This is a genomic window from Elusimicrobiota bacterium, from assembly GCA_016721625.1.
Taxonomy (GTDB): Bacteria; Elusimicrobiota; Elusimicrobia; order FEN-1173; family FEN-1173; genus JADKHR01.
Window position 1 is genome coordinate 16,942 of sequence record JADKHR010000002.1, and the last position, 22,533, is coordinate 39,474.

Annotated in this window: 18 protein-coding genes and 6 pseudogenes; all 24 read right to left on the reverse strand. The window is 57.8% G+C overall.

All coding sequences use genetic code 11. The annotated features are described in order from the left end of the window. Positions 1–316: 316 nt before the first annotated feature. The 24 genes and pseudogenes from pseI to lhgO all read right to left on the reverse strand — a co-directional run bounded on the left by pseI (position 317) and on the right by lhgO (position 22,518). On the reverse strand, positions 317–1,399 hold the full coding sequence (gene pseI, locus IPP35_12240; GenBank protein ID MBL0059839.1) for a pseudaminic acid synthase: 1,083 nt from the start codon (positions 1,397–1,399) through the stop codon (positions 317–319). Continuing rightward, positions 1,377–2,177, reverse strand: a complete 801-nt coding sequence (locus IPP35_12245; GenBank protein ID MBL0059840.1) for a hypothetical protein — start codon at positions 2,175–2,177, stop codon at positions 1,377–1,379. Before IPP35_12245 ends, pseI begins: the two co-directional genes overlap by 23 nt. Next, positions 2,174–3,229, reverse strand: a complete 1,056-nt coding sequence (pseG, locus tag IPP35_12250) for a UDP-2,4-diacetamido-2,4,6-trideoxy-beta-L-altropyranose hydrolase (GenBank protein ID MBL0059841.1) — start codon at positions 3,227–3,229, stop codon at positions 2,174–2,176. The genes IPP35_12245 and pseG overlap by 4 nt, the downstream gene beginning before the upstream one ends. After that, positions 3,226–4,522 (reverse strand): annotated as a pseudogene (locus IPP35_12255) (aminotransferase class III-fold pyridoxal phosphate-dependent enzyme). Before IPP35_12255 ends, pseG begins: the two are co-directional and overlap by 4 nt. A gap of 7 nt (positions 4,523–4,529) precedes the next feature. Next, positions 4,530–5,705, reverse strand: coding sequence for a DegT/DnrJ/EryC1/StrS family aminotransferase (locus tag IPP35_12260; GenBank protein ID MBL0059842.1), 1,176 nt, complete (start codon positions 5,703–5,705; stop codon positions 4,530–4,532). A gap of 99 nt (positions 5,706–5,804) precedes the next feature. Then, positions 5,805–6,839 carry a Gfo/Idh/MocA family oxidoreductase gene (locus tag IPP35_12265; protein ID MBL0059843.1) on the reverse strand — a complete coding sequence of 345 codons (1,035 nt, stop codon included), beginning with the start codon at positions 6,837–6,839 and terminating at the stop codon, positions 5,805–5,807. 231 nt (positions 6,840–7,070) lie between these two features. Further along, entirely contained in the window at positions 7,071–7,403 is a 333-nt protein-coding gene (locus IPP35_12270) for a GNAT family N-acetyltransferase (protein MBL0059844.1), read from the reverse strand. After that, on the reverse strand, positions 7,400–8,182 hold the full coding sequence (locus IPP35_12275; GenBank protein MBL0059845.1) for a glycosyltransferase family protein: 783 nt from the start codon (positions 8,180–8,182) through the stop codon (positions 7,400–7,402). The genes IPP35_12270 and IPP35_12275 overlap by 4 nt, the downstream gene beginning before the upstream one ends. A 406-nt stretch (positions 8,183–8,588) precedes the next feature. Beyond that, positions 8,589–8,867 (reverse strand): annotated as a pseudogene (locus IPP35_12280) (gfo/Idh/MocA family oxidoreductase). After that, positions 8,856–9,293 (reverse strand): annotated as a pseudogene (locus tag IPP35_12285) (Gfo/Idh/MocA family oxidoreductase). Before IPP35_12285 ends, IPP35_12280 begins: the two co-directional pseudogenes overlap by 12 nt. Further along, positions 9,209–9,916, reverse strand: coding sequence for a class I SAM-dependent methyltransferase (locus IPP35_12290; GenBank protein ID MBL0059846.1), 708 nt, complete (start codon positions 9,914–9,916; stop codon positions 9,209–9,211). The pseudogene IPP35_12285 and the gene IPP35_12290 overlap by 85 nt, the downstream one beginning before the upstream one ends. Further along, a pseudogene (locus IPP35_12295) lies at positions 9,906–11,102 on the reverse strand (aminotransferase class I/II-fold pyridoxal phosphate-dependent enzyme). The gene IPP35_12290 and the pseudogene IPP35_12295 overlap by 11 nt, the downstream one beginning before the upstream one ends. Further along, positions 11,099–12,069: pseudogene (pseB, locus tag IPP35_12300) on the reverse strand (UDP-N-acetylglucosamine 4,6-dehydratase (inverting)). The pseudogenes IPP35_12295 and pseB overlap by 4 nt, the downstream one beginning before the upstream one ends. 248 nt (positions 12,070–12,317) lie before the next feature. After that, positions 12,318–13,103 (reverse strand): hypothetical protein, encoded by a 786-nt coding sequence (locus IPP35_12305; protein MBL0059847.1) that lies wholly within the window; start codon positions 13,101–13,103, stop codon positions 12,318–12,320. Between the two features lie 223 nt (positions 13,104–13,326). Continuing rightward, entirely contained in the window at positions 13,327–14,169 is an 843-nt protein-coding gene (locus IPP35_12310) for a glycosyltransferase family 39 protein (protein MBL0059848.1), read from the reverse strand. A gap of 83 nt (positions 14,170–14,252) precedes the next feature. Beyond that, the gene (locus IPP35_12315; protein MBL0059849.1) at positions 14,253–14,957 is read right to left on the reverse strand and encodes a glycosyltransferase; all 705 of its coding nucleotides are present in this window, start codon (positions 14,955–14,957) and stop codon (positions 14,253–14,255) included. A gap of 34 nt (positions 14,958–14,991) precedes the next feature. Next, positions 14,992–16,032: a kinase gene (locus tag IPP35_12320; GenBank protein ID MBL0059850.1), complete on the reverse strand. Its 1,041-nt coding sequence runs from the start codon at positions 16,030–16,032 to the stop codon at positions 14,992–14,994. A gap of 18 nt (positions 16,033–16,050) precedes the next feature. Further along, positions 16,051–16,986 (reverse strand): NAD-dependent epimerase/dehydratase, encoded by a 936-nt coding sequence (locus IPP35_12325; GenBank protein ID MBL0059851.1) that lies wholly within the window; start codon positions 16,984–16,986, stop codon positions 16,051–16,053. Between the two features lie 13 nt (positions 16,987–16,999). Then, positions 17,000–18,037: an alpha-ketoacid dehydrogenase subunit beta gene (locus IPP35_12330; protein ID MBL0059852.1), complete on the reverse strand. Its 1,038-nt coding sequence runs from the start codon at positions 18,035–18,037 to the stop codon at positions 17,000–17,002. A 17-nt stretch (positions 18,038–18,054) separates the two neighbouring features. Next, complete coding sequence (locus tag IPP35_12335; protein MBL0059853.1) at positions 18,055–19,080, reverse strand: thiamine pyrophosphate-dependent dehydrogenase E1 component subunit alpha; 1,026 nt, start codon at positions 19,078–19,080, stop codon at positions 18,055–18,057. Beyond that, positions 19,077–19,568: an NAD-dependent epimerase/dehydratase family protein gene (locus IPP35_12340; GenBank protein MBL0059854.1), complete on the reverse strand. Its 492-nt coding sequence runs from the start codon at positions 19,566–19,568 to the stop codon at positions 19,077–19,079. Before IPP35_12340 ends, IPP35_12335 begins: the two co-directional genes overlap by 4 nt. Continuing rightward, entirely contained in the window at positions 19,537–19,962 is a 426-nt protein-coding gene (locus tag IPP35_12345) for an NAD-dependent epimerase/dehydratase family protein (protein MBL0059855.1), read from the reverse strand. Before IPP35_12345 ends, IPP35_12340 begins: the two co-directional genes overlap by 32 nt. Positions 19,963–20,019: 57 nt before the next feature. Then, positions 20,020–21,213 carry a DegT/DnrJ/EryC1/StrS family aminotransferase gene (locus tag IPP35_12350; GenBank protein ID MBL0059856.1) on the reverse strand — a complete coding sequence of 398 codons (1,194 nt, stop codon included), beginning with the start codon at positions 21,211–21,213 and terminating at the stop codon, positions 20,020–20,022. Continuing rightward, positions 21,210–22,518, reverse strand: a pseudogene (gene lhgO / locus IPP35_12355) (L-2-hydroxyglutarate oxidase). Before lhgO ends, IPP35_12350 begins: the two are co-directional and overlap by 4 nt. Between the last annotated feature and the right edge of the window lie 15 nt (positions 22,519–22,533).

Genomic DNA, 22,533 nt, shown 5'->3' on the forward strand with positions numbered 1-22,533 from the left:
TACGCCGGTTGAAACTGGAGGTCGCAGAAATAGACGTCGTAAAGTTTTCCGAGAGAAACGCCGTGAAACTCCGTAAAATCTTTTCCGTCTAAACCCAGACGCCACTCCCTGGACAGAGCTTGAACGAAGGCGTCCGCCTCACGGGCTTTGGCTTCCCCGACATAATCCTTAGGGGAAAGAAAGGGAAGCCCCGCCCCGCGGAAAAGTTCCTGAGCTTCCCACTCCAGGGCCACAAAACGGGTTTGATCCAACGCCGTTTTGGGAGGCTGGCGGACGTGACGGAACCCCGCGCTCCCCCGAACAAGGACCACCTGGTTCATTTGGGCGGCCGCGCGGCCGGAGGGACGAGGCCCACCAGCTCCCAATTCAGCGGGGTTCCCCGGCGGATGGCACGGACGGCGCGTTGCCCCAACACCTCCGGGAGGTGCCGGGGAGGCAGACCGTCGCCCGGGCGGATGGACCGAACCGTTTCTTCCGTGAAGGGATCTCCCGCCGCCATGTCACGCACAACGAAAAGAGAACGCCGTAACCCGCGGTTCGCCATTTCCCCAGCCCCCAGAACGAATTCGGCTCGACCCAGTGACTTTTCGGTGGTGCGCACCGCCTCCACGAGCGACTTAAACTCCTGGGGCTCCAATGAAAAGGAACTATCCGGGCCCGGAATCGCCCGCGAAAGAGTGAAGTGTTTTTCAATCAGGCAGGCCCCCATGGCGACGGCGGCCACGGAGACGGCTATTCCCATGGTGTGGTCGGACAACCCAATGGGAACGTCAAAGAGCTGGGCCATGGCGGGAATGGCCCGCAGGTTCATTTCTTCCGGTTTGGCCGGATAAGCGCTGGTGCACTTCAACAGCGCCACCTCGCGGGCCACGTGATCGCGGGCCGCTCGGAGCGCTTCGCTGATTTCATCCGGAGTGGCCAACCCTGTCGAGAGGATCATCGGTTTCCCGGTACGCGCCACCCGTTGAATGAGCGGAATGTCGACGATCTCAAAAGAGGCGATCTTAAAGCAGGGGACCTCGAGCTTTTCGAGGAAATCCACGGCGGTGGCGTCAAAGGGAGAGGAGAAGAAATCCAACCCAAGGCGGTCGGCCACCTCTTTCAGCTTCGGGTGCCACTCCCAAGGAGTATGGGCTTCCTGATAGAGGTCATAGAGCCGCCGACCCTCCCACAGGGAACCGGCACCGATACGAAAGAATTCCTTGTCTGACTGAATCGTCAACGTATCGGCGGTGTAGGTCTGCAGTTTGATGGCGTCCGCTCCCGCGGCTTTCGCTTCCTCCACTATTTTGACCGCCCTGGAATAGTCTCCCCCGTGATTGGCTGACATTTCAGCCACCAGATAGGCGGGAGCGCCTCCTCCGACTGGACGGCCGTTAATCTTGATCGACGTTGGCATTGTCTCCCTTCCCTTCAAGATTAAGTTCCTCCAGCAACTGGAGCCGTAAATAGATCTTTCGACCATCCTGTCGGAAATAGGCGCCCGGATGGGGGGGGAACGTTCGAGCGCGAAGAATGTTGATGAGATCTTTTGCCAAGTAATTTTTTTCCAAATGGATTTCATCAATCATTTCGACGTCCGACATCCGGTGCAAAGTCCCTTTTCCCTTTTCCTGCGGGGCGCGGGAAGGTTTATGAACGTCTTTCAGAGGTCCCCAAGACTCTTGAAACAGACGGAGGCTTTCCGCTTCCAGACGGTGATATAGGCTGCCGCCGGTGTCCCAAGGCTCTTTCGCCACGGGACGTTGAGAAATGATATCCCCCGTGTCCACGCCTTCGTCCATATAATGAAGGGTCACTCCCGCCGGGGTACCCTCCACGAGGGTCCACACGTTGGGATAGGACCCCCTATTGAAGGGAAGAAAACCGGGGTGTAAATTGACGCACCCCCGCGGAAACAGATCGAGAATTTCCTTTCGCAACAGATAACCAAAACTAACCGACACGCCGAGCGTGGGCCGCAACGCCTTGAGGGCCTGTTGCACCTCCGGGTCACGGAGGGAGGAGCCATCAAATACCCGGCAAGACCTCGGGTCCACCAAAGCGGTCATTTCATTTGCCCGGATCGCCCGTTTCGACGGATGGACGACCAAACCCACGATCTCCTCCCCCTGCTCCCTTAACCAGCGGAGGACTTTCCATCCGATGTTATTGTTGCCAAAGTAAACGATCCTCATTCAAGGCACCCCTTGGCCATCATCGCTTTTACCACCCGTGTCGCGCCACGCCCGTCAATCAGGAGCCGACCGCGAGACGACATCCTCCTCCGAACATCGGGCGAGTCGGCGAGCCATTGAAGACGGCGTTGAAGCGATTTTTCCCTCAAGCCTGCCGCGGGTCCCAAATTCCACGCCACTCCCGCCCGGTGCAAAGACCGCGCGATTCTGACCTGGTTGTCGGCCTGCTCCACAAGAAGCGCCGGAAGGCCCAGGCGAGAGATCTCCCAGCAGGTGGAACCCGCAGAAACCACCGCCAAATCGGCTCGGGCCATCAGACGGGCCATATGGCTCGGGTTCCGCCGGACATGGACCCGATGGATTCCCGTGGAAACCAACAGATTCTTGAGCGTCTTTTCCTTCTTATAACCCGGGCCTAAAATCACCTCAATTTCAAAAGACGGGTTCGAAACATGGGAAAGCGCCTCCAAAGCGGTCTTTGTCATATTGTGGGGGTCGGTTCCCCCGCCGGAAATGAGGAGCCGTGGGCGGGGGCCCGCTTTGTGGGTCCGGCTCCCCGCCTGAACGAATTCTTTTCTCAACAACGCAAAAGAGGGACCCAGAAGCAGGCGGGTGCGAGGAGAACATTTCGGATAGAGGCTTTTCTTTGCATGAAGGTTGTGGTTGACCACCATGTCCGCAAAACCCTCCCCGGAGGTTCCTAGATCGTCGATCCACAACAGAAGACATCCGTTGTTCCGCAAGACTTTTCTAAAGGTGGAATGAAAATGATACCCGTCCACCGCCACCCATTGGGCCCCATGCTTTTTGGCGTGACCCGCGGTGAGTTTCGCATCAGCGGATCCTCCCGGAGCAACGGCCATGGAAACCACACGAAACCCTTCTTTGCGAATCCTGTTTTTAAGGCCGGAAGGTTTCTGGCCGTCAAAAAATGGCCCGGCCCCCGAGGCCCGCCACGCTTGCGCCTGAGCCAGACAACGCATCACATGACCGGTTCCCGTTCGGACATGGGCATCCGCCCGAATGAGGAGGGTGGGGGAGGAGTGAATCACGGCCGCCGGAAAACGGGTTGAACCGGCGGCCCTTCCAGGAAAGAAGCCGGGCGCCCACTTTCCAGGGCCGTCTTCATCCGTTGAAACACCTGCCGGTAGACCCCGAGAGTCTTCTGAACGTCTTTGAAAGCGTGCCCCAAAGAGACATTGTGCAAACCCAAAGAGAGAACACCGCGTTTCGCCGTTTCTTGAATAAAAAGGCTCCGCAGAGTCAGATCTCCCACTTTCCCCAGATCACTGAACGTCAGCATGGTTCGGGGGAGAATCCCACGCACTGGGTTTCATTGGACAATCCAAACTCTTTCGCCAGATCGTTGTATTCCCTTTGAAGGTTTCTCCCCATGGACCAGAGATGGGGAACCACTTTCCCTCGCTTCAGTTCCGCGAGCGTCGCCAGGGCGGCCGCCAGGGCGATGGTTTCTCCGCCGAAGGTAAAGGAGAAAAAAACCTTGTCAAAAACCTTCATGATCTCCCGTCTGCCAACGACGGCCGAAATGGGAAATCCGTTCCCCAGGGCTTTGCCGAAGCAGGCCAGGTCCGGCGTCACTTTGAAATATTCCTGGGCACCCCCAGGGAAAATCGAAACCCGGTCACGATCTCATCAAAAATGAGAATCGCTCCCTCTTTTCGAGCCAGCGCCTTCACTTGCCGAAGAAATCCCGGGGCGGGAGGGACCACTCCCACAGGTTCCATAATGACGGCCGCCACCCGGCCAGGGTTTTCCAGGAAAATTTGTCGGAGAGATTCCAGCTTATTGTATTCAAACGTTCGCGTGAGTTTCGCCACGGTGGGCGGCACTCCCAGGTTTCGGGTCGTGGTCCCAATGGACCAATCGTGCCATCCGTGATAGCCCGAAGAGGCGATGATCTCACGGCCCGTATAGGCCCTGGCGACCCGGACGGCCCCGGCCGTGGCATCGGACCCATTCTTTCCAAACCGAACCATCTCGGCGCAGGGAATGAGGGCGCAGAGATCCTCGGCCAATTCGACCTCCAACCGATGGGGAAGGGAAAATGAAACACCCTCTTTCAATTGGCGCTGAACCGCCTTCGTGACCGCGGGGTGGCCGTAACCGAGCACGACCGCGCCCAACGCTGAAATGTAGTCGATGTACTCGTTCCCGTCCACGTCCCAGACATGACTGCCCCGGCCTCTTTGAAGAAAAACGGGAGAAACCCCTTGGACGAATTGGGTGGGCCCCTTGCTGAAGGTCTGGGTGCAAGAGGGAATCAGCCCCTCCGCCCGGCGAAGAAGGTTCCGGGAATTTTTAAGCGAACGGACGCTTTGTTTCATAGGACTCTCACTTCCCTGCTTTCTGAAAAGACCCGCGGGCCTCTAAAACTTTCCCCATGGCCGAAAGGATATCGTCCATGTCTCCGGTGGTCGCGGGAGCGCGCACGACTCCTAAAAGGAGCAAGTCCGTTTCATGCATGCGCTCAGCCACAGGGCAGAGGCCCTTATCATAGGTGGCTTTGCCTTGGTAGTAACGGAACGCCGCCGGCCGACGGTCATGATAAATGGGGTTGAGGTAGAGAGGCTTGACGTAACCCGCGCCCACGGGGATGCCTTCCGCGGCCATGGCCTGAACGAATTGCGCCCGGCTGATCCCGGCGGTGGCCTCGTGAAACCGAAAGGGGTACATGTAATAAACATGTTGGCATTCCGGTTTAACGATCACGGGGGAGAGGCCGGGCAAGGAACTCAACCCTTGATTCAAATGGGCGGCCAATTTTATCCGGTGGGCGTTCAACGTATCCAATCGCCCCAGCTGAACAATGCCCAGAGCCGCCTCCAACTCGGTCATCCGGTAATTCCAACCTAAAAGAGTGGAGGTGTACGTTCGTTCTTTTTGCCCTTCCGTGATCATCTCTCCATGGTTTCGCACCAGGCGGGCGGCCTCGGCAATGACGGGGTCCTTGGTGATCAACATTCCGCCTTCTCCCGTCATAATGGTTTTGGATTCCGTGAAGGAGAAAATGCCGCAGTCCCCCATCGTCCCCACACGCCGCCCTTTGTAGAAGGCGCCCGGAGCCTGGGCGCAATCTTCAATCACTTTCAGGCCGCGCTCACGGGCGACGGACAACAAGGGGTCCATATCGGCCGGATGGCCAAAAAGATGGACGGGAATCATCGCCCGGGTCAGCGGACTGACGGCCGCGCGAACGGCGTCGGCATCCAAACCGAAGGTGTCTTCTTCGATATCCGCAAAAACGGGAATCGCGTTGTGCATCAGCGCGCAGGTGGCGGTGGACGTAAAGGTGTAGGGCGGAACGATGACCTCTTCCCCCGGTTGAACACCCACCGCCACCACCGCCGCGTGAAGGGCGGCGGTGGCCGAGTTGAACGCCACCGCGTACGGCACGCCGTGATAGGCGGCGAACTCCCTCTCAAACCGCTTGATTTGTTCCCCACCCAAAAAAGCTTGCCCGGGAGCGGCGATGAAGGTGGATATGTGCCCGCTCTCCAAGACCGCCATCACCGCCTTCTTCTCCTCCTCCCCGATCATGGGGTGGGGCGGAAAAAGGGGTCTGGCGGGTTTTGGAGCCGCCAAACAAAGCCAATGGTTCTTTCATATTCACCTCGATGGGATAAGAATGGGACTGTCTTTTAACGGCAAATGGATCCGCCGACCGTCCGACGCCGCCGACTCCCGCAACGCGCAAATGATTTCCATGGCCCGTCGCCCGTCCTCGCCGCCTGACACCGGCGCCTGGCCTTTGTCCAAGCACTCCACCAGATGGGCCATGGCCTGCAACATGAATTCCCTGCCTCCCCCGGCGTCCACGGGGGAAGGAGCGGGGGACAAATCCCGGAGGCCGGGAAATCGTTTACTTCCCGTGGACGCCTCAAAGGACGAGTCGAAACCGTGCGACGTGATCCGAAACCGGCCGGATTCGCCTAAAAAATTGAACTCAAAAATCGTATACGCTCGGACGTCCAACGCCTGGATCGCCACCAGGGGCCCGTTTTTAAAACTCAACCACCCATCGATATTGGGGTCCGACGCATTCGGAGCCGCGATTCGACTCTCGATGCCTTGAACCCAATCCACCTCGCCCAGACAGAATCTCAAGAAATCAAATAAATGGGTCCCCGTGTTGGCCACGCCGGCGGTGTAGTAAGCGGTGACCTGTTGCAACCGCCCCAGTCCCCCCCCGCGAACGAAGGCGGCCGCTTCCCGGTGAAACCGATCGAAACGCCTTTGATGATCGACCATCAAAAGGATGTTTTTCTCCCGGCATATTCGGAGGATGGCGTCGGCGTCTGCGAGACTGTTCGACAGGGGTTTTTCGCAGAAGATGGCTTTAACGCCTGCACGGGCCGCGCGCTCCACCATAGCCCGGTGGGTATCGTTCCACGTGCAGATAGAGACGATATCCAGTTTTTCCCGGTCGAAAAGCGTTTCGTCATTGGGGTAGAGGGCCGCCACATTGAATTTTTTTCCATAACGTTCCCGTTTGTCGCGGTCCACGTCGACCAAGGCCACCAATTCCACCCCGGGGGTGCGGCGGTAGGCCCCCGCGTGGGTGCTGACGTACCCCCGCTCAGGATCGTCGTCGAACCCGCACCCGATCCTACCGCAACCGATGACGGCGGCGCGATAGGTCATGTCACCCGGGCCTGGCGTCTTTCTGGCGCATGGTTTCGTACTCACGGCGCAACAGCCCCATGCGAATCACATCGTAGTAGCGGAAATTGCGATATTGCTCTTCTCGCAAGATTCCTTCTCGCTTGAACCCGGCGTTTTCGTAAGCCTTGACTCCGCCTTTGTTCTCCGCGTTGACGCCCAGTTACCCGGTTATGTTAAGTTTTTCAAACCCATAGGTCGCCATGGCTTTGGTCACCGCCGTGCCGATCCCCGATTCCAATAACGTTTATCGCCGAGGAAGATTCTGAATTCAGCCGTCCGCATGATCCACTGAATGCTGTAGAGCCCCGTTGTCCCCAACAGGGCGTCGCCTTTCCGAGCGCACACGGCAAAGGGGATGTCCTTCCCGCCGCGTTGTTCGGTTTCCCATTGTTCGGTTAATCGTTCCACGGTGGCCGGACGGTCTCCCATAAAGAGGAGCCGAGTCACCTCGGCGTCATTGATCCATTTCACCAATGAGGGCAGATCCGCCCTTTCCAGCGCGCGAAGATACACCTCTTTTAATACGACGAAGGGTTCTCTCATAACGGACGATCTCCTGGGGGTACTTGATGGGTCGCCAGCGCGGCCGCATAACCCTCGTTGCGCGAGTGGCTCGCATTGAGGGCCGCCAAAGCCGGTTCACTTCGGAGGAGGGATAAAACTCCCTCCATGGTAAAGGGGGGTTCCCCGGGACGATAAAGCCGCCCATAGATTTCCCGCAAAAAGGCCAAATCCTCTTCGTAGTCCAGGGTCCACCGCAGAGCCGACAAATCCACAAAATGGCGAACGTTCCGTGCCCTGAACCCGTTTAACGGATCCGCCAGGTAGCTGGTGAACCACTCGCGCCAAAAAGGATTGGAAACCTCCCGGGACAACTTCGCCAGCAGGCCCGTGGGGAACACCTCCGTATCCAGCCCGTCGGGGAAGGTCGGAGGTTGCGTATTGCAAACATAGTCGGCGGTTTCTCCGTGCGATAAAAAGTCGCCCACCAATTGGTCCATCACCAGGGGATCGACCAAGGGGCAATCCGCGGTCACCCGGACCAGGGCGCGGGCGCCGAACCGCCCAGCCGTTTGGTGCAACCGATCCACTAAATCGGTCTGGCTCCCGGCATAGAAGGGTATGCCGTTGGACTCGGCAAAAGCCCGAATAGGGGCATCCGCCGGATCGGCGCTGGTGGCAATGACCACCTGGTCCACGCGCCTCGCCGCCCGCGCCCGTTGAACGACGTGCCAGAGGACCGGTCGTCCCGCCAGGTCGGCCAGGGCTTTCCCCGGCAAGCGGGGGGAATTCATTCTGACTTGGATGGCGGCGACGATCATAAAGGGGTTGGCGCTTGGAACGTTTCATGGAGAAAAGACCCGACACGTCGATCCTCGCCCCTCGGCGAGCCGAGGCTTTCGCCGCGAGCGCAATGCCCAGCGACTGGCGCGCCGATTCTCCGTCGATCCCGGGTTTCCCGCGCCCGCGGATGCATCGTAAAAAATGGGCCATTTCCTTTAAGTATGGTCTGTTCGGGTCGTCGCGGTCCCGCCAGGTCGTCCAGCGCCGGGTTTCACCGTTAAACAAACGAGCGACTCCCTTCTTGTAATCGCAACGGAGGTACCCCGCCTCCCCGATCACCTCGCACCATCGCTCGTGGGGCCGCTGGAGATAGTCCAGATGGACGCTCACCACCTTTCGGTGGGACGTCGTCAAGAGGATTTCCGCCACATCTTCCGTGTCGATGTCCAGGGAGCTGAATTTCCCCCCCACGCAATAGACCGAAACCAACGGTCCAAAAAACCACAGCGCGCAATCAATTTCATGGATAGAGTCCAGAATCACCCCGCCGCCCAAGCGGGAGCGGGCCCCATACCCCCGGCGGTAATCCTCCCAAGGGTGTCGCCAGGGGAGGTAGGAACCCACGTGCAACCGAGCGCTGAGGACGGCCCCAAGGCGACCCTGATCCAGCCATTCTTTGACTTTCATGGCGCAGGCATTGAACCGTAGATTGTAACCCACCATCAGAACGCGCTCTTTCTTTCGGGACAGCGCGATCAGACTGTCCACCCCCCTCCATTGGTGAGAGAGGGGCTTCTCGACAAACACATGACAATCCCGGGACAGGGCCTCGCGGGCCAGGGACCGGTGAGAGTTCGTCGGGGTGCAAACGAGCACCGCCTCCGGGTTCTCTCTCCAGGCTTCTCCCAACGTCCGGCGGGGGGTCACTCCGAATTCCCGTGCGACGGACGCGCTTCGTTTCGCGTCCCGATCGTACACATCAATGTTTTTTTCGCCCAAGGAAACCAGATTCCCCACGTGCCTCCGACCGATGGACCCGCAACCCAAAACCAGAAGAGGGGATTTCATGGACGTCGGATCTTCCGCTGGGTCCCCAGGACCGAAGACGTGGGGACATAATGATCCGTCAACCTTTTCTCCAAAAGCCATACGCCCGTTCGTTCGTTTTCCGGAACACCCCCGGAGAGGACCTTGGAGGAGTGACCGTTGGTTAACATCGCCACGGGGTGATAGAGGCCGGAAGCCAAAAACAGCTCCGCGTAGTTCTGTTTAAATGTTTGGATCGAGGGATCCTTCACATGATGATACGGAACCCGATGTCGGTTGGCGGGCGAAAAATCCCCTAACAGAAGGAACCCTTGGTCCGAGAGGAAACGGTCCAACTCGGCGACGGCGGACAAGAGGAGGTTCCGGTCGATCCAATGAAAAACGAAATTCACAATGATCAAGTCGAAGGTCCCCCGCACGGGAAGGCGGGTGGCCTGTCCTCTCAAGAGACGGACCGAAGGATACCGGCGCCGTCCATCCTGGACCGCTTCTTGGGAAGCCTCCACCCCCACGGTTTCACCTCCGTAACGGCGATTCACCTCGGCCAGCCGGTATCCATTGGCCGCTCCGATTTCCAAGACGCGTTTGGGCCGTAACTGGTAAAGGTCCATGAGCCGAAGGGGGAGGTCGCGGGCCGGGTCAAAACCCACCAGCGCGGTTCTGTTTCGCCGGAACCATTGGTCCCCCTCCGACGAATAAAACAGGGTCTCTTGTTTACCGGACATAAGCCCCCACCACCTTTCGAACGGCGCGGGAGGCGTCCCGCGCGTCACGAAGAGTCATGGCATGGGTCATGGGGAGACTGATCAATCGCTCATAGGCGTCTTCAGCCACCGGGCAGAGACCCCGCCGATCCCCAAAACGTTTCCGGTAATAGGAATGTTGATAGACCGGAAGGTAATGAACGTTCACACCGATGACCTCGGCCTAAAGAGCTTGAAAGATTCTTTTCCGGCCCACGCGAAGGCGGTCCAGGTCAAGGCGGATCGGATACAAATGCCAGGCCGGAACCGCGTCCTCCCGAACGGATGGGAGCGTGAGCCCGCCCACGCCCGTCAAGGCGCTTTGGCAGTGGGCGGCGATTTCCCGTCGCCGTTTCAAATTGCTTTCGAGTCGCCCCAGCTGAGACGTTCCCAGCGCAGGAGAAGTCTGGAAGTCGGTAGTTGCACTCAATTCCGCCATGTCGTAAATCCAATCGCCCTTTCGCCGGCGCGCGTGCGCGTCCGCATCGATGCCGTGACTGCGAAACCGCCTCAAGCGCTTCGCCAACCGCGGATCGTTCGTGGTGACGAGGCCTCCCTCGCCGGTCGTGATGTGTTTAACGGGATGGAAACTGAATACCGTCATGTGACTGATCCCCCCCACGTTTTTCTGACGATAATGAGCTCCCAGAGCGTGGCAGGCATCCTCAATAACCACCAACCCATGCCGTTTCGCCAACCGAAGCAGTTCTCCCAAATCCGCCGGATGGCCGGCATAATCCACGGGGAGGAGGGCTTTGGTGCGCCGCGTGATGGCCCGGGCGGTGGCCGAAGGGTCCAGGGTGAGAGTGTCGGGCGTCACGTCGGCGAAAACCGGGATCGCCCCCTGGTAGAGAACGCTGTTCGCCGTGGCACAAAAAGTTAAGGGAGAGGTGATGGCTTCGTCTCCGGGACCCAGGCCCGCCGCGAACGCACAGGCGTGAAGCGCGGCGGTGCCTGAACTGAAAGCGACCGCGTGATGGGACCCCACCCGCTTGGCCATGGCTTCTTCAAACTCCGCTATTTTTGGGCCTGTGGTGAGCCAGCGAGAGCGCAGAACGTTCGACACCGCCCGCACATCCTCGGGAACGATCTTTTGCCTCCCGTAGGGAAGAAGTTGTGTCCGCACGGGCGGCCCCCCGTCGATGGCCAAGCCCTCCGACGCTGTCATTTTGCCATGGCCCGCAATTGCGCCAGCGTGAGCCACTGGGTGTTTGTATCGCTCGAGTAACGGAACCCCGCTGGAAGAGCTTTGGCGCCGCGCCAGACTTTTCCCACCCAACTGGGCTCCAGAGGGGGGATGACGAAGAAGGAGCCGGCGTCGAAGGAGTGACGCCCCTCATCTTCAGATAAAAGCACTTCGTGGAGTTTTTCGCCGGGACGGATGCCGATAACATTTATTTTCGCCGAAGGGCAAACCGCCTTGGCCATATCAACCACTTTCATACTTGGGATTTTCGGAACGAATAATTCGCCCCATGCATTTGCTCGATGCAGTTAACGACAAAATCAACTCCTTGTTCCAGCGTGATCCAAAAACGCGTCATTCGAGGGTCCGTAATGGTCACCGTCCCGGTCTTGGCCTGTTCCAAAAACAGAGGCAGGACGCTTCCGCGGCTTCCAACCACATTGCCGTAGCGCACGCACGAAAACGAACTGGCGCGAGGCCCCGCGTAGAAATTCCCTTGAATGAAGAGCTTTTCCGCGCAAAGTTTCGAAGCGCCGTAAAGGTTCACGGGGTTGACGGCCTTGTCCGTGCTCAAGGCCATGATGCGGGGCACGTTGGCATCAATCCCCGCGTCGATCACGTTTTTCGCTCCGAGGACATTCGTTTGAATGGCCTCGAAGGGGTTGTACTCGCAGAGGGGGACCTGCTTCAGGGCCGCCGCGTGGACCACCAAGGAAACGCCCTCCATGGCGCGGCGAAGCCGATCCTTGTCCCGCACATCCCCTAGGAAAAACCGGAGCGAGGGATCCTTGAAGCGTTTTTGCATCTCCCACTGTTTCCACTCGTCGCGACTGAAAATACGAATCGCTTTGGGGTGATACCGCCGCAACAAGATGTCCGTGAATTTTTGCCCAAAAGATCCCGTGCCTCCCGTGAGAAGGATGGTTTGTTGCCGCCAATGGAATTTCATTTGTTTCCTCCGTCCGGAGTGGTCGCGAACAAGCGTCGCGCCTGGTGGTGATTCATGGAACTGTCATCCCTTTCGTTACAGCCCTAAAAATCAAATTTCCCTCCCCGAAATGACTTAACACCCCCCAAAGGAGCCGGGCGGATCCGGAACCGGCCATCGTATAAACATAGCTGGCATAGACGAAAATAAACCAGAAAAAAAGGGCCCATCGAAACGGCCGGTGATGCCAAACCAAGGCGTTGGTTCTTTTATCCATGGCGGTAAAGAAGGCGGAACCCGTCCTCCCGGGCGATCTCCTGGAAATGGGTTTTCAAGAAGTCTTCCGTGAGCCACGGCACGCGAATGGTATAGGGCCCCTTGACCACGCTATCCAAGAAACGGCTTCCGTCTTTGGTGGTTTCATAGCGGGGCCCAGGGAAAATGAAATACCGGTAACGACCCCCCTGGAACGACTCCAAAACCCGGCGGACGTCCTTTTCCTCCCACAAGAGCCGTTGGTCCAAAGAATGGACGGAGGGCTTCCAATACAAAAATTGGCCGGCGGGTGCCAAAAAGAACACGGTTTCCTCCGGCGGCACCCTCCCGTTGACTTTCTCCACAAAGGCCCAAGGGATGAGAGGATAATTGGCCCTTCGTAAAAACGTTTCCCGCGACTCCAAACCCATGGCGAACCGAACACGATTAACGGCGTAACCGCCGCCCAACGCCAGCCCCGGCAAAACCCCCACCAGCAGGAGGCCGGCAAACCACGCCGGCGGACGGACCGGACGGCTGACCATCTCCCACACCCGTTTGGATAAAAGGACGACCAAAAGAGCGGAGCCCCCGAGAAAGAAGCGGGGGTCCGTTACGGAAAAGAGAGCCCAGGACAGGACCACCCCGATTAAAATCGTTCCCGACAATTTCCATTCCTCCGCTCCCTTGGGGGGAAAAACAAGAACGAGAGGCAGGAGAGCGGCAAAGAGGGGTCCCATGCCGTCGAACAAAACGTTGCCGAAAGCCACTGTGCGAGGAATTCGAAGGAGTCCTTCCACCGTTCGGGGGAATTTTTGACGCTTGGAACAAGAGCCCGAAATAGTCGTCGGGCGCGGTCCCCAACGGATAGATGGGGTTCCCCTTTAACACCAGATTTCGGATCGGCGTGAAGGCGAAGGCCCCGAGGAAAAGGGCCAGGCAAAGAATTCCCGTTTGAAGGGATGGCCGCCGGAGCCGACCCGCGGCCGTCCACGAGAGGCCCCTCCGACAGGAGGATCGCGATCACAAAAGGGACGGATTGGTATTTGATTGAAATGGCCGCCCCCCGCAAAAAGAACCGAGGAGAAGCCAGGGGGACTTTCCCTCTTCCCGATGATTCATGAACGCCCAGACTGACAACAGAACGTAAAAGAGGGCAAAGAAATCCGAATCTCCCCGACCCGACAGACAGACGAACAAGGGGGTCAGATAGGCCAAACTCGCCGTGACCGCCCAAGGGACCTTAAATATTTCTTTCGTCATGAAAGACAACACCAACACCGATAACACGCCAAACACCGCGTGGAGACACCTCGCGACGATATCATTTCGGACTCCCATGAGAAACGTGTAGCCCGCCTGAGCCGTCATGGGCAGAAAAGAGAACGGCAGGTCGTCAAAAGCCGCGAATTGATTCCTCTCCAAGGAGAGCTTTGGAATGGTGAGGTGATAGAAAACCTCATCGCCCCCTTTCGGCGGGGAGTAGGCGAAAACCCAGTTAAATAGGCATAGGGCCAAGAAAAGCCAAAAGGCGGTTCGCACCAGCGTTCGAGAGGGGAGCGGAATCGTGACCGGGGAGACTCCCCCGGCTGTCTCTGAACTCCGATTTTTCCATTCGAACCACCATCCCGGGATGGACGCGAGAGTCAATCCGAAAAACCAACCCCAAAGCCCCGATGGCGTCAAGCGATGCGCGAAACCCAAAACCATAATCCCGTGCGTCAAAACAAAGAACCCCACCGCGAACCCAAACAGCCATCTGGCGGTTCGTTGCGGGGCGGTGCCGACCCATCGCAGGATCGACAAACCCGCTCCACAACAGACACCCATAAAGGCCAACGTGAACACCCCATCCAAAAGGATCATTGTCGCTTTATCCCGCCTTCCGGCTTCGCCATAAAGAAATCACACGCCCTCATGATTCAATGGAGTCAGTCACGATCGACTCATCAAGCCCAAAAGAAAAGATTTTGTGCGATTTGGAATATAAATGCGGAACCCCACCGAATGATTTGAAGTTTTCGAACACCGCCTAGGCGCGGAGGCTCGTCTCCGGGGATTTCCGATAAGCGGAGTCTGCGCTTAGCGGCCCGCATCGACAGGACTGGCTCCCAGCTGATGCGCGTAAAGAACAACCGCTCCGCCCATCGGTAGGTTGATTCTTTGTCCAGATCCAGAGTGTTCACCAAACTTTTTTTGTAGGCGCGGTAAATCACCATGGCATCCGTGTAATGGGCCCCGAAACAAAAGTTAATCAAAGCCGTAAACATCCAATTTCCAAAACCGGTAACCACATCGTCATCCTCGCTCTTGGCGGGGGGCGCATATCGAGACACAATGACCATATCAAAACCTTCTTTCATTTTTTCAACCAAGGGAGGAATTCGATCCGCAAGGGAATTCCCATCGGGACTAAACGTAATAATCACATCCCCGGTCACGTGCGGCAAGGCCTCTAAATAACCTTGACGCAAGCCCTTTTCCTTTTGCACCACCACGTCATACCCCTGCTCTCGAGCAAATTCGATAGTCCCATCCGTGGAGCCACCGTCTAAAACGAGGATCTGGTCCACCCATTCCTTTTTGACCTGGGGCATAATGGCCCGCATGCCGTCGATTTCATTGATGGTTGGAACGAGGAGCGTTATTTTCATTGGGGGAGGCCCTTTAATTGTTTGAGATGCTAAATTAGTTCCCTCGGAGCAAGCGATGCCCGGAAACGGGTGTAGTCCATCCTTCGTATTCGACCTGACGGTAGTAGACCACCTGGCTTCCGCTGTTTTCAAAGGAAAAGGGGACGTGAAGAAAGCTCCGCAGAGCCTGACGGATTCTCTTGTGCGACTCTGGTGGGGCGAAGATCAGCAGAAACCCTCCCCCGCCCGCCCCCAACAGTTTGCCTCCCGTCGCTCCGGAACGACGCGCCAGGCGATACATTTCATCGACGGCGGGCGTGGAAATGCGGTTCGACAGGGACTTTTTAATCGTCCAACCCTCGTGCAAAAGCTTGCCGAAATCTTTTATCTTCCCTGGGGAACCCAAAATTTTCGCGGCCTCGTAGGCCAACTGACAGGTGGCCTTGAGTTCGGATTTTCGCGAAGGGATATTCTGAACCAGATCCCCGGCGATTTCCGAAGCGTGGCGAACGAACCCGGTGAAGAAAAGAAGGAGGTGGGCGTTTAACCCTCGGGCCTGGGCGGGAGACATGACAAAGGGCTGGACTGAAATACGATTGTCAGGGCCGAATTCCATGAAATTGAATCCCCCTAAGGAGGCGGCCATTTGATCCTGCACCCCAACGTTTTCCTTGATCACCTCCTGCTCCACCCGAATCGCTTCCCGCGCCAGCTGATAGTTGCCAACGAACTTTCCCTTTAACGCGAAGAGGCACTTCAGAAGCCCGACCGTGAAGGAAGAACTGGATCCAAGCCCGGTTCGTGCCGGGAGATCCCCGTCGTAATGGATTTCCAAACCTTGCCGAATACCCAGGTGTTCCAAACAGCCCCTGACCGCGGGGTGCCGGATCTCTTTGACCCGGCGGACTAATTCGATGACCGAATACGAAACCCGGAACCGGTGGTCAAAAAACGGTGGAAGGCCCCGGCAGGTCAAATAACAGTATTTATCAATGGACGTGGACAACACGGCGCCTTTGTTTTCTCGAAACCAAGCGGGATAGTCGGTCCCGCCGCCAAAGAAAGAAATGCGAAGGGGTGTTTTGCTGATGATCACAGGGTCCCCCGCTCGTCTTTACACATTGGAGAAACGCGTTTCACGAAGGATCGCAAAGCTTTTAATCAGCTCGCGGATTCCGTCGTCCAGCGTCTTGGAGGTCCGGAACCCGGTGGCGAGGAGTTTTTCATTGGAAACAATATAATCCCGCTTGTCGGGGTCCTCGCCAATCGGGGCCTCCATGAAGACAAAACCCGGGATGTGCTTTTGAATGGTTTGGCAAAGCTCCCATTTGGACAAATTGGCTTCTTCCAACCCGACGTTGTAGACATTTCCCTTCATCCGGTCAAAATTCTCCAGGCCATGGAGGAACACCCGGGCCACGTCGTGAATGTGAATGTAATTGCGTTTGAAGTGGCTCTCAAACACAATCAAAGCCCGATCCCGAAAAGCCCGATATACGAAATCGTTCACCAACAGGTCGAGACGCATGCGAGGGGAGACGCCAAAAACCGTCGCGAGGCGGAAACTGACGGCGTTCCCTCGATTGAGAACCGCCGCCTCGGCTTTCACCTTCGTTCGCCCGTAAAGGGAAATGGGGCGCAGGGGGGACTCTTCGGTGCAGGGTTTCCCCTTTTCCCCGATGCCGTAACCGCTGTTGGTCACGGGAAGCAAGATCCGTTGTTCCTTGGATGTCAGGCGGCAGAGCAGTTCCACCGCTCCCGCGTTCGTCGTCTCGGCCGCCACGGGATCCCGGTCGCAAAGAGGGGCGCCGACCAACGCCGCCAGGGGAATCACCGCGTCTACCTCTTGGAGGAGTTCGCGGACCGTGGGTTCATGTCGCGCGTCTCCCCGCACCACCCGCAACCGCTCGTCATGGCATACATCCAGAAGAGACATTTGCCCGAACATGAAATTATCAAGCACGGTGACGGCATAACCGTGTTCCAAGAGGTACCGAACCAAAACGGAACCTAAGTACCCGGCTCCGCCGGTGACGAGAATTCGTTTCATGCTTTTCACGGGCTTACTCCTTGTGCAGGCGGCGAATGGCGCCCACCATTGTATCAACACTGGGATAGAAAAACGTTTCCAAAGTCGCCCCCGCGGGGGTGGGACAATCGGGAAGGCCCACCCGGCGGATGGGCGCCCGGAGGGAACGAAAACCTTTCTCGGCCACCAAACAACCGATTTCGGCGCAGGCGCCGCCCATGGCCCAACCGGTGTCCACAATAAGGATCTTGCCTGTTTTGGCCACCGACGCCAGAACGATTTCCTCATCCAAAGGTTTCAAGCATCTCAAGTCAATGACGTCGGCCGTGATGGACTCTTTCTCGAGTGAATCCAGCGCTTGCTGGGCCAGGTGAAGCGCGTGGGAGGTCCCCACCACGGTTAAATCCTTGCCCCGTCGACGATACACGCCCTTGCCCAGCGGCACCCGGTAATAGCCGGGCGGGACCACGCCTTTCTGTTTCATGAGCCACCGGTGTTCAAACACCAAGACGGGATTGTTGTCCTCGATGGCGGAAATCAGCAGGCCTTTGGCATCAAAAGGATTGCTCGGCATGACAATTTTCAGGCCCGGGACCCCCAGCAGGAGGCCCTGAATCGCCTGGGAATGCTGGGCTCCCGACCCCCATCCTCGACCGATGGCGGACCAAATAACCATGGGCACGCGGGTCTGGCCGTTGTCCATGTAAGAGGCCTTGGCCCCATGGGAAACCAGTTGATTCATGGTCAGCAAAATAAAATCGGGCCGGTTATGAAAATACACCGGGCGGAGCCCGTTCATGGCCGCCCCCACGCAGACCCCGGTCATCCCTTCCTCGGACAACGGCGTGTCGAAAACACGTTCCGGACCAAATCGTTCCTTCAGTCCTCGCGTCGTCCCAAACATGCCCGTGGGGTCGTCCACCCCTTGGCCCAGGACGAAAACGTCCTCTCGTTTTTCCATCAGGATCGATAACGCCTCGTGAATGGCCTCGGCGTAACCCAATACCCTTCCCTCCTTGGGGTCGGGCTCATCATACACGAGGGAATTGACGAGACCTTCATCCCAGGGCATGGGGACTTTCCTCCGTTCTATTCGGCATAGACGTGGGTGAACGCATCCGCCGCGCTCGGCTCCGGGCTTTGCCGGGCGAATTCAAAAGCGTCTTGGATTTCCCGGTGAATCTCCTGGTCCCATTCGGCACGTTGGCCTTTTGAGAAAACACCCGCCGACCGGAGAGCCTCCTCGAACCCTTCGATGGGGCAGACCGCCCGCCACGCCTCCACTTCCGCGGGGTCCCGGTATCCGCTGGGGCTGTCGTCCCCCGCGCCGCCATGGGCCCGCCAACGATAGGTCCGGGCTTCAATAAAGGTCGGCCCTCTTCCTTCGCGGGCCCGTTCAACCGCCCGCGACATCGCTTCAAAAACCGCGACGACATTGTTCCATCCACCACTTCCGCCGGCAGGCCGGAAACCGGCGGCGCGGCGATGAATCTCGACGGAGGGCTGACGGCCCTCTAAAGAAGACTGCACGGAATAAAAATTGTTCTCACTGAAAAACACCAGCGGGAGATGTTTCAAAACGGAAAAGTTTAAGGTTTCGGAGGTGACCCCCTCCTCGTTGGCCGCGTCGCCAAAAAAAGCCACGATCACCCGGTCCTCCTTTTTCATTTGCGCGGCTAATGCGGCTCCCGCCGCAATGGGAATGGACCCCGCCACAATGGCCGAGGTCCAAGCCATGCCCGCCTTTTTATCGATCAAGTGCATGGACCCGCCCCGGGATCCGACGCAACCGGTCGAGCGGCAATAGAGTTCGGCCATCATGGATTTCAGGTCACCCCCCTTGGCCAGATAGATCCCGTGGTTCCGATGTCCCGCGTAAACCAAGTCGGGGGGTCGGAGAGCGGCGGCGCAACCCACGGCGCAAGCTTCTTGCCCGATCACCAGGTGAATGGGGGTCTTCATCTCGTCCTCTTTATAGCGGCGCTCGATTTCCAGTTCCACTAAACGAACGCGAATCATGTCTCTCAGCATCGCCCACAGGAACGGCTTCGGATGCCGCGTCAGCCAACCCGCGGGGTCCGCGTATTTTTGGCCGCGGTAGGGATATTTGATCACGAGGGAGCCACGTGGGTCCGGAAAAAACGATAGGTCTCCCGGAGACCCTTTTCGAGGGGAATTTTCGGTTTCCAGCCCGTATCGAAAAGCCGCTGGCTGTCCAACCATTTCCGGGGAGCTCCCCCCGGTTTGGAGGGGTCCCAAACCATTTTTCCTTCAAAACCCACCACCCGCTTGACCTGTGCCGCGAGCTCGGCGATGGACTCGTCTTTCCCGACCCCCACATTGATGGGAGATAGGAGCCGGCCCGGTGGGACGGAACAAAGATGCACGCTGGCGTCTGCCACGTCATCCACATGGATGAACTCCCGCCGAGGCAAACCCGTTCCCCACAAACGGAGAGAACCTCTTTTCTTCGTTTTCGCCTCATGGAAACGCCTCATCAACGAGGCCACGACGTGGCCTGCCTTTTCATCGAAGTTGTCCCCCGGACCTCCATACTGTTGGGGATAAGCGCTAAAAACGCCGCGTCCCATCTTGCCGATCAAACGCCAGCCCCATCTCCAAACCCGTCAGTTTCGCCACCGCATAGGCGCGGCTGGTCGGTTCTAAGGGTCCTCCCCACAGGGCGCTTTCTTTCATGGGTTGGGCGGCTTCACGCGGGCATATGCAGGACGACCCAAAGTAAACCACTCGGCGGGCACGGGAACGGCGAGCGAGTTGAAGAACATTTAACTCCATCGCCAAATTGACGGTCAAAAGATCCCCTGGCTTTCTTTGGTTCTCCAAAATGCCCCCGGAAGGCCCACCGGCCAGGAAGAGGACGTCGGGTTTAACGACCGCCAACCGGTCCGCCACCCAGGCTCGGTCCAACAGCTGATTCTCTTTTTCCCCCGGCGCGGAGAGAAGGCCCACGGTCTTGGCACGGAGGCGGCGGAGCAAAGCGGTTCCCAGAAAGGTATTTGAGCCGAGAACCAGGACGCGCGAGCGGGCCGTTGATCACGCCTTCGCTCCCAGGGCGTCCAAGACCACGCCCGAAATAAATTCGACGTCTTTGGATCGGAGGCTGGGATGGTTCGGAAGGAAAAAACCGGTGTGATGAATACGGTCCGCCATGGGAAAGCTGGACGGGCCCTGGCGTTCCACCCAAAAAGGATGCAGGCCGAGGTTCCCTGCGGAAAAGATGCGGGTTTCAATCCCCTTCGCCACCAGAGCCTTCACGATACGCTTCCGCTGTTCCGGCGATGAGGCGAGAGCGCCGAACGATATACTGCAAACCACGGAATCGGCCGGAGGCTTTTGGGTCAGAAGGTGCCCGCCCAGCCGTTTGAAATACAGATCGTGATGGGCCTGCCGTTTCTCTATGATCCACTCCACCTTGTCCAGTTGAGTGAGCCCCAGGAACGCATTCAGATCCGTTGACCGCAGGTTAAACCCTGGAATATAAAATACGAAAGGCGCGTGGAAATCATCGATCTGGTAACGACGCACGAGCCGACGGTGGTCGGCGCGATCCAGGTCCTTACTCCACCCATGGCTTCGTAGCATGAGAAGGAGGTTTCGAAAGTCGCGGTGGGGCGTGTTGACCATTCCCCCCTCGATGGTCGACATTTGATGGCCAAAATAAAATGAAAAGCTGGCCATGTCGCCGAAGGAACCCACCTTCTTTGAACGGAAAGACGCCCCCGCCGCGGCGCAGGCATCCTCTAACAGAAAGAATCCGTATTTTTTCTTAAGGGAAAGGATCCGGTCCATCTTGTGGGGAACGCCCAGCACATGGACTAGAACGACGGTGGACGGGCGGTGTTTTATTAATAGTTTCTCCAGGTGATCCAGATCCAGGCCAAAAGTGTCGGGATCCGCCTCGCACATAATGGGTTCAAAACCCAATTGGAAGGCGGGGGCCAACGTGGTGACCCAGCCAACGCTTGGCACGATGACCTTCTTATTGGAAAGTTTCCCGGAATACAACAGAGCCGCATACATCAGGAGATTGGCGGATGATCCGGAGTTGCACATCACGGAAAAAGGACTCCCCACCCAATGGCTCCAGCGTTCTTCAAAACGAATCGTCAGCGCCCCCTTCGTTAAACGGGGAGATGTTTTCAACCAACGAGTGAGCGACGCAATGTCTTTGCGATCGATCGTATCTTCGGCCAAGTGAAACCGCATTTTCGTTTTCACATCCTTCATGGTTCGAATGCCTCCTGGCGCTCTGATCTTTGGACCGACGCGTTTTTCCCCGTGACGGCCTCCACCGTGCCTACCGGGACGCGCGCCCCGATCTTCCAACGTTCCGACCCTCCCAGGGCTGTCTCCACCACCGCTTCCGCAAAAGCCAAGGAACACGTGAAGGCGGGAGAAATGGCGTTCAACACGTGGAGGGATCGGGGGGTGGACTCGAAACGAAAATCCATTTCCAATCGGGCATCCTTTCGGCTCACCAATTGGGGACGAATACCGATTTTCACGCTGGGCAGAAGGTCTTCCTTTCGGAGGAGGGGATGAGGCGTTGGGCGGCAAGCAAAAATTGGGATTTCACGTATTGGCCCATCTCCCGATGGACCAACCGTCTGAACTGTGGGTCCCGTGAAAAATAGAGGCGTCCCAATTGGCTGAGGATCCCCAGGGATTCCCAAACCCGCGCTCCCTGGAGAAACCCATAGTTTTCCCGGCCCAGGGCCGGTATGGCCGTGGGGCCCACATAAACGGTGCCGGACACCCCCCGCGTTAAATGAATTCCAAGGAACGGGAAACTGAGGTCGGGAACAGGGTATATGCTTTCGCGAACAAGATGCGAACGGTCCGTCCGGAGTTGGTAATAGAGACCTTTAAAGGGCACGAGGGCATGGTCCCGCGCCAGGCCAAACAGGCGGGCCACCTGGTCCGCGTGGGCCCCGGCGCAATTAAACAAGAAACCATAGGAAAATTGTTTCCCCGATTTCAAAACCAGTTGATCCGTGGATTTGTCAGCGGACACCACCGTCTCATTGAAAAGAATCTTAACCCCGTTTTGGGTTATCTCATGGGCCAAAGCGGTGAGAACCGCCATGGGATCAATGACAGCGGTGTCCCGGCAGAATAATCCCGGAAAAGGCGAGGCGTAGGGCTCCTTTTCTGGACATCCGATGCGGATAGCCGTTCCACCCGAACCCCATTGCCAAGAGCATTGGCCATCAGTCGATCGAGAGCCGGGAGATCTTCCTCTCCCCCCGCCACAATCAGTTTCCCGGCCACCCGACAGGGAATGCCATTCTTTCCCGCGTATTCGATCATCCGGCGCGCCCCCTCCGCGCAAAACCGGGCTTTCAGCGTGCCCGGGGTATAATAAATCCCGGAATGAAGGACGCCGCTGTTGCGGCCGCTGGCGTGAAGGCCGGGTGCGGGCTCCTTTTCCAGGACGGCGATGCGGGCTTTGGGGTGGCGGCGGCGCAGTTCACGGGCGACCGACAACCCGACGATCCCAGCGCCGACGATCAGGAAGTCGGTGGTTTCCATCAAAGGACCTTCTTG

Bases quoted from the DNA above. Each gene is read 5' to 3' on its own strand.
- IPP35_12315 (MBL0059849.1), bottom strand. From the start codon at position 14,957: ATGAAAATAACGCTCCTCGTTCCAACCATCAATGAAATCGACGGCATG.
- IPP35_12325 (MBL0059851.1), bottom strand. From the start codon at position 16,986: ATGAAACGAATTCTCGTCACCGGCGGAGCCGGGTACTTAGGTTCCGTT.
- IPP35_12270 (MBL0059844.1), bottom strand. From the start codon at position 7,403: ATGAGAGAACCCTTCGTCGTATTAAAAGAGGTGTATCTTCGCGCGCTG.
- IPP35_12330 (MBL0059852.1), bottom strand. From the start codon at position 18,037: ATGCCCTGGGATGAAGGTCTCGTCAATTCCCTCGTGTATGATGAGCCC.
- IPP35_12275 (MBL0059845.1), bottom strand. From the start codon at position 8,182: ATGATCGTCGCCGCCATCCAAGTCAGAATGAATTCCCCCCGCTTGCCG.
- IPP35_12265 (MBL0059843.1), bottom strand. From the start codon at position 6,839: ATGACCTATCGCGCCGCCGTCATCGGTTGCGGTAGGATCGGGTGCGGG.
- IPP35_12290 (MBL0059846.1), bottom strand. From the start codon at position 9,916: ATGTCCGGTAAACAAGAGACCCTGTTTTATTCGTCGGAGGGGGACCAA.
- pseI (MBL0059839.1), bottom strand. From the start codon at position 1,399: ATGCCAACGTCGATCAAGATTAACGGCCGTCCAGTCGGAGGAGGCGCT.
- IPP35_12310 (MBL0059848.1), bottom strand. From the start codon at position 14,169: ATGATCCTTTTGGATGGGGTGTTCACGTTGGCCTTTATGGGTGTCTGT.
- IPP35_12260 (MBL0059842.1), bottom strand. From the start codon at position 5,705: ATGGCGGTCTTGGAGAGCGGGCACATATCCACCTTCATCGCCGCTCCC.
- IPP35_12350 (MBL0059856.1), bottom strand. From the start codon at position 21,213: ATGAAGGATGTGAAAACGAAAATGCGGTTTCACTTGGCCGAAGATACG.
- IPP35_12245 (MBL0059840.1), bottom strand. From the start codon at position 2,177: ATGAGGATCGTTTACTTTGGCAACAATAACATCGGATGGAAAGTCCTC.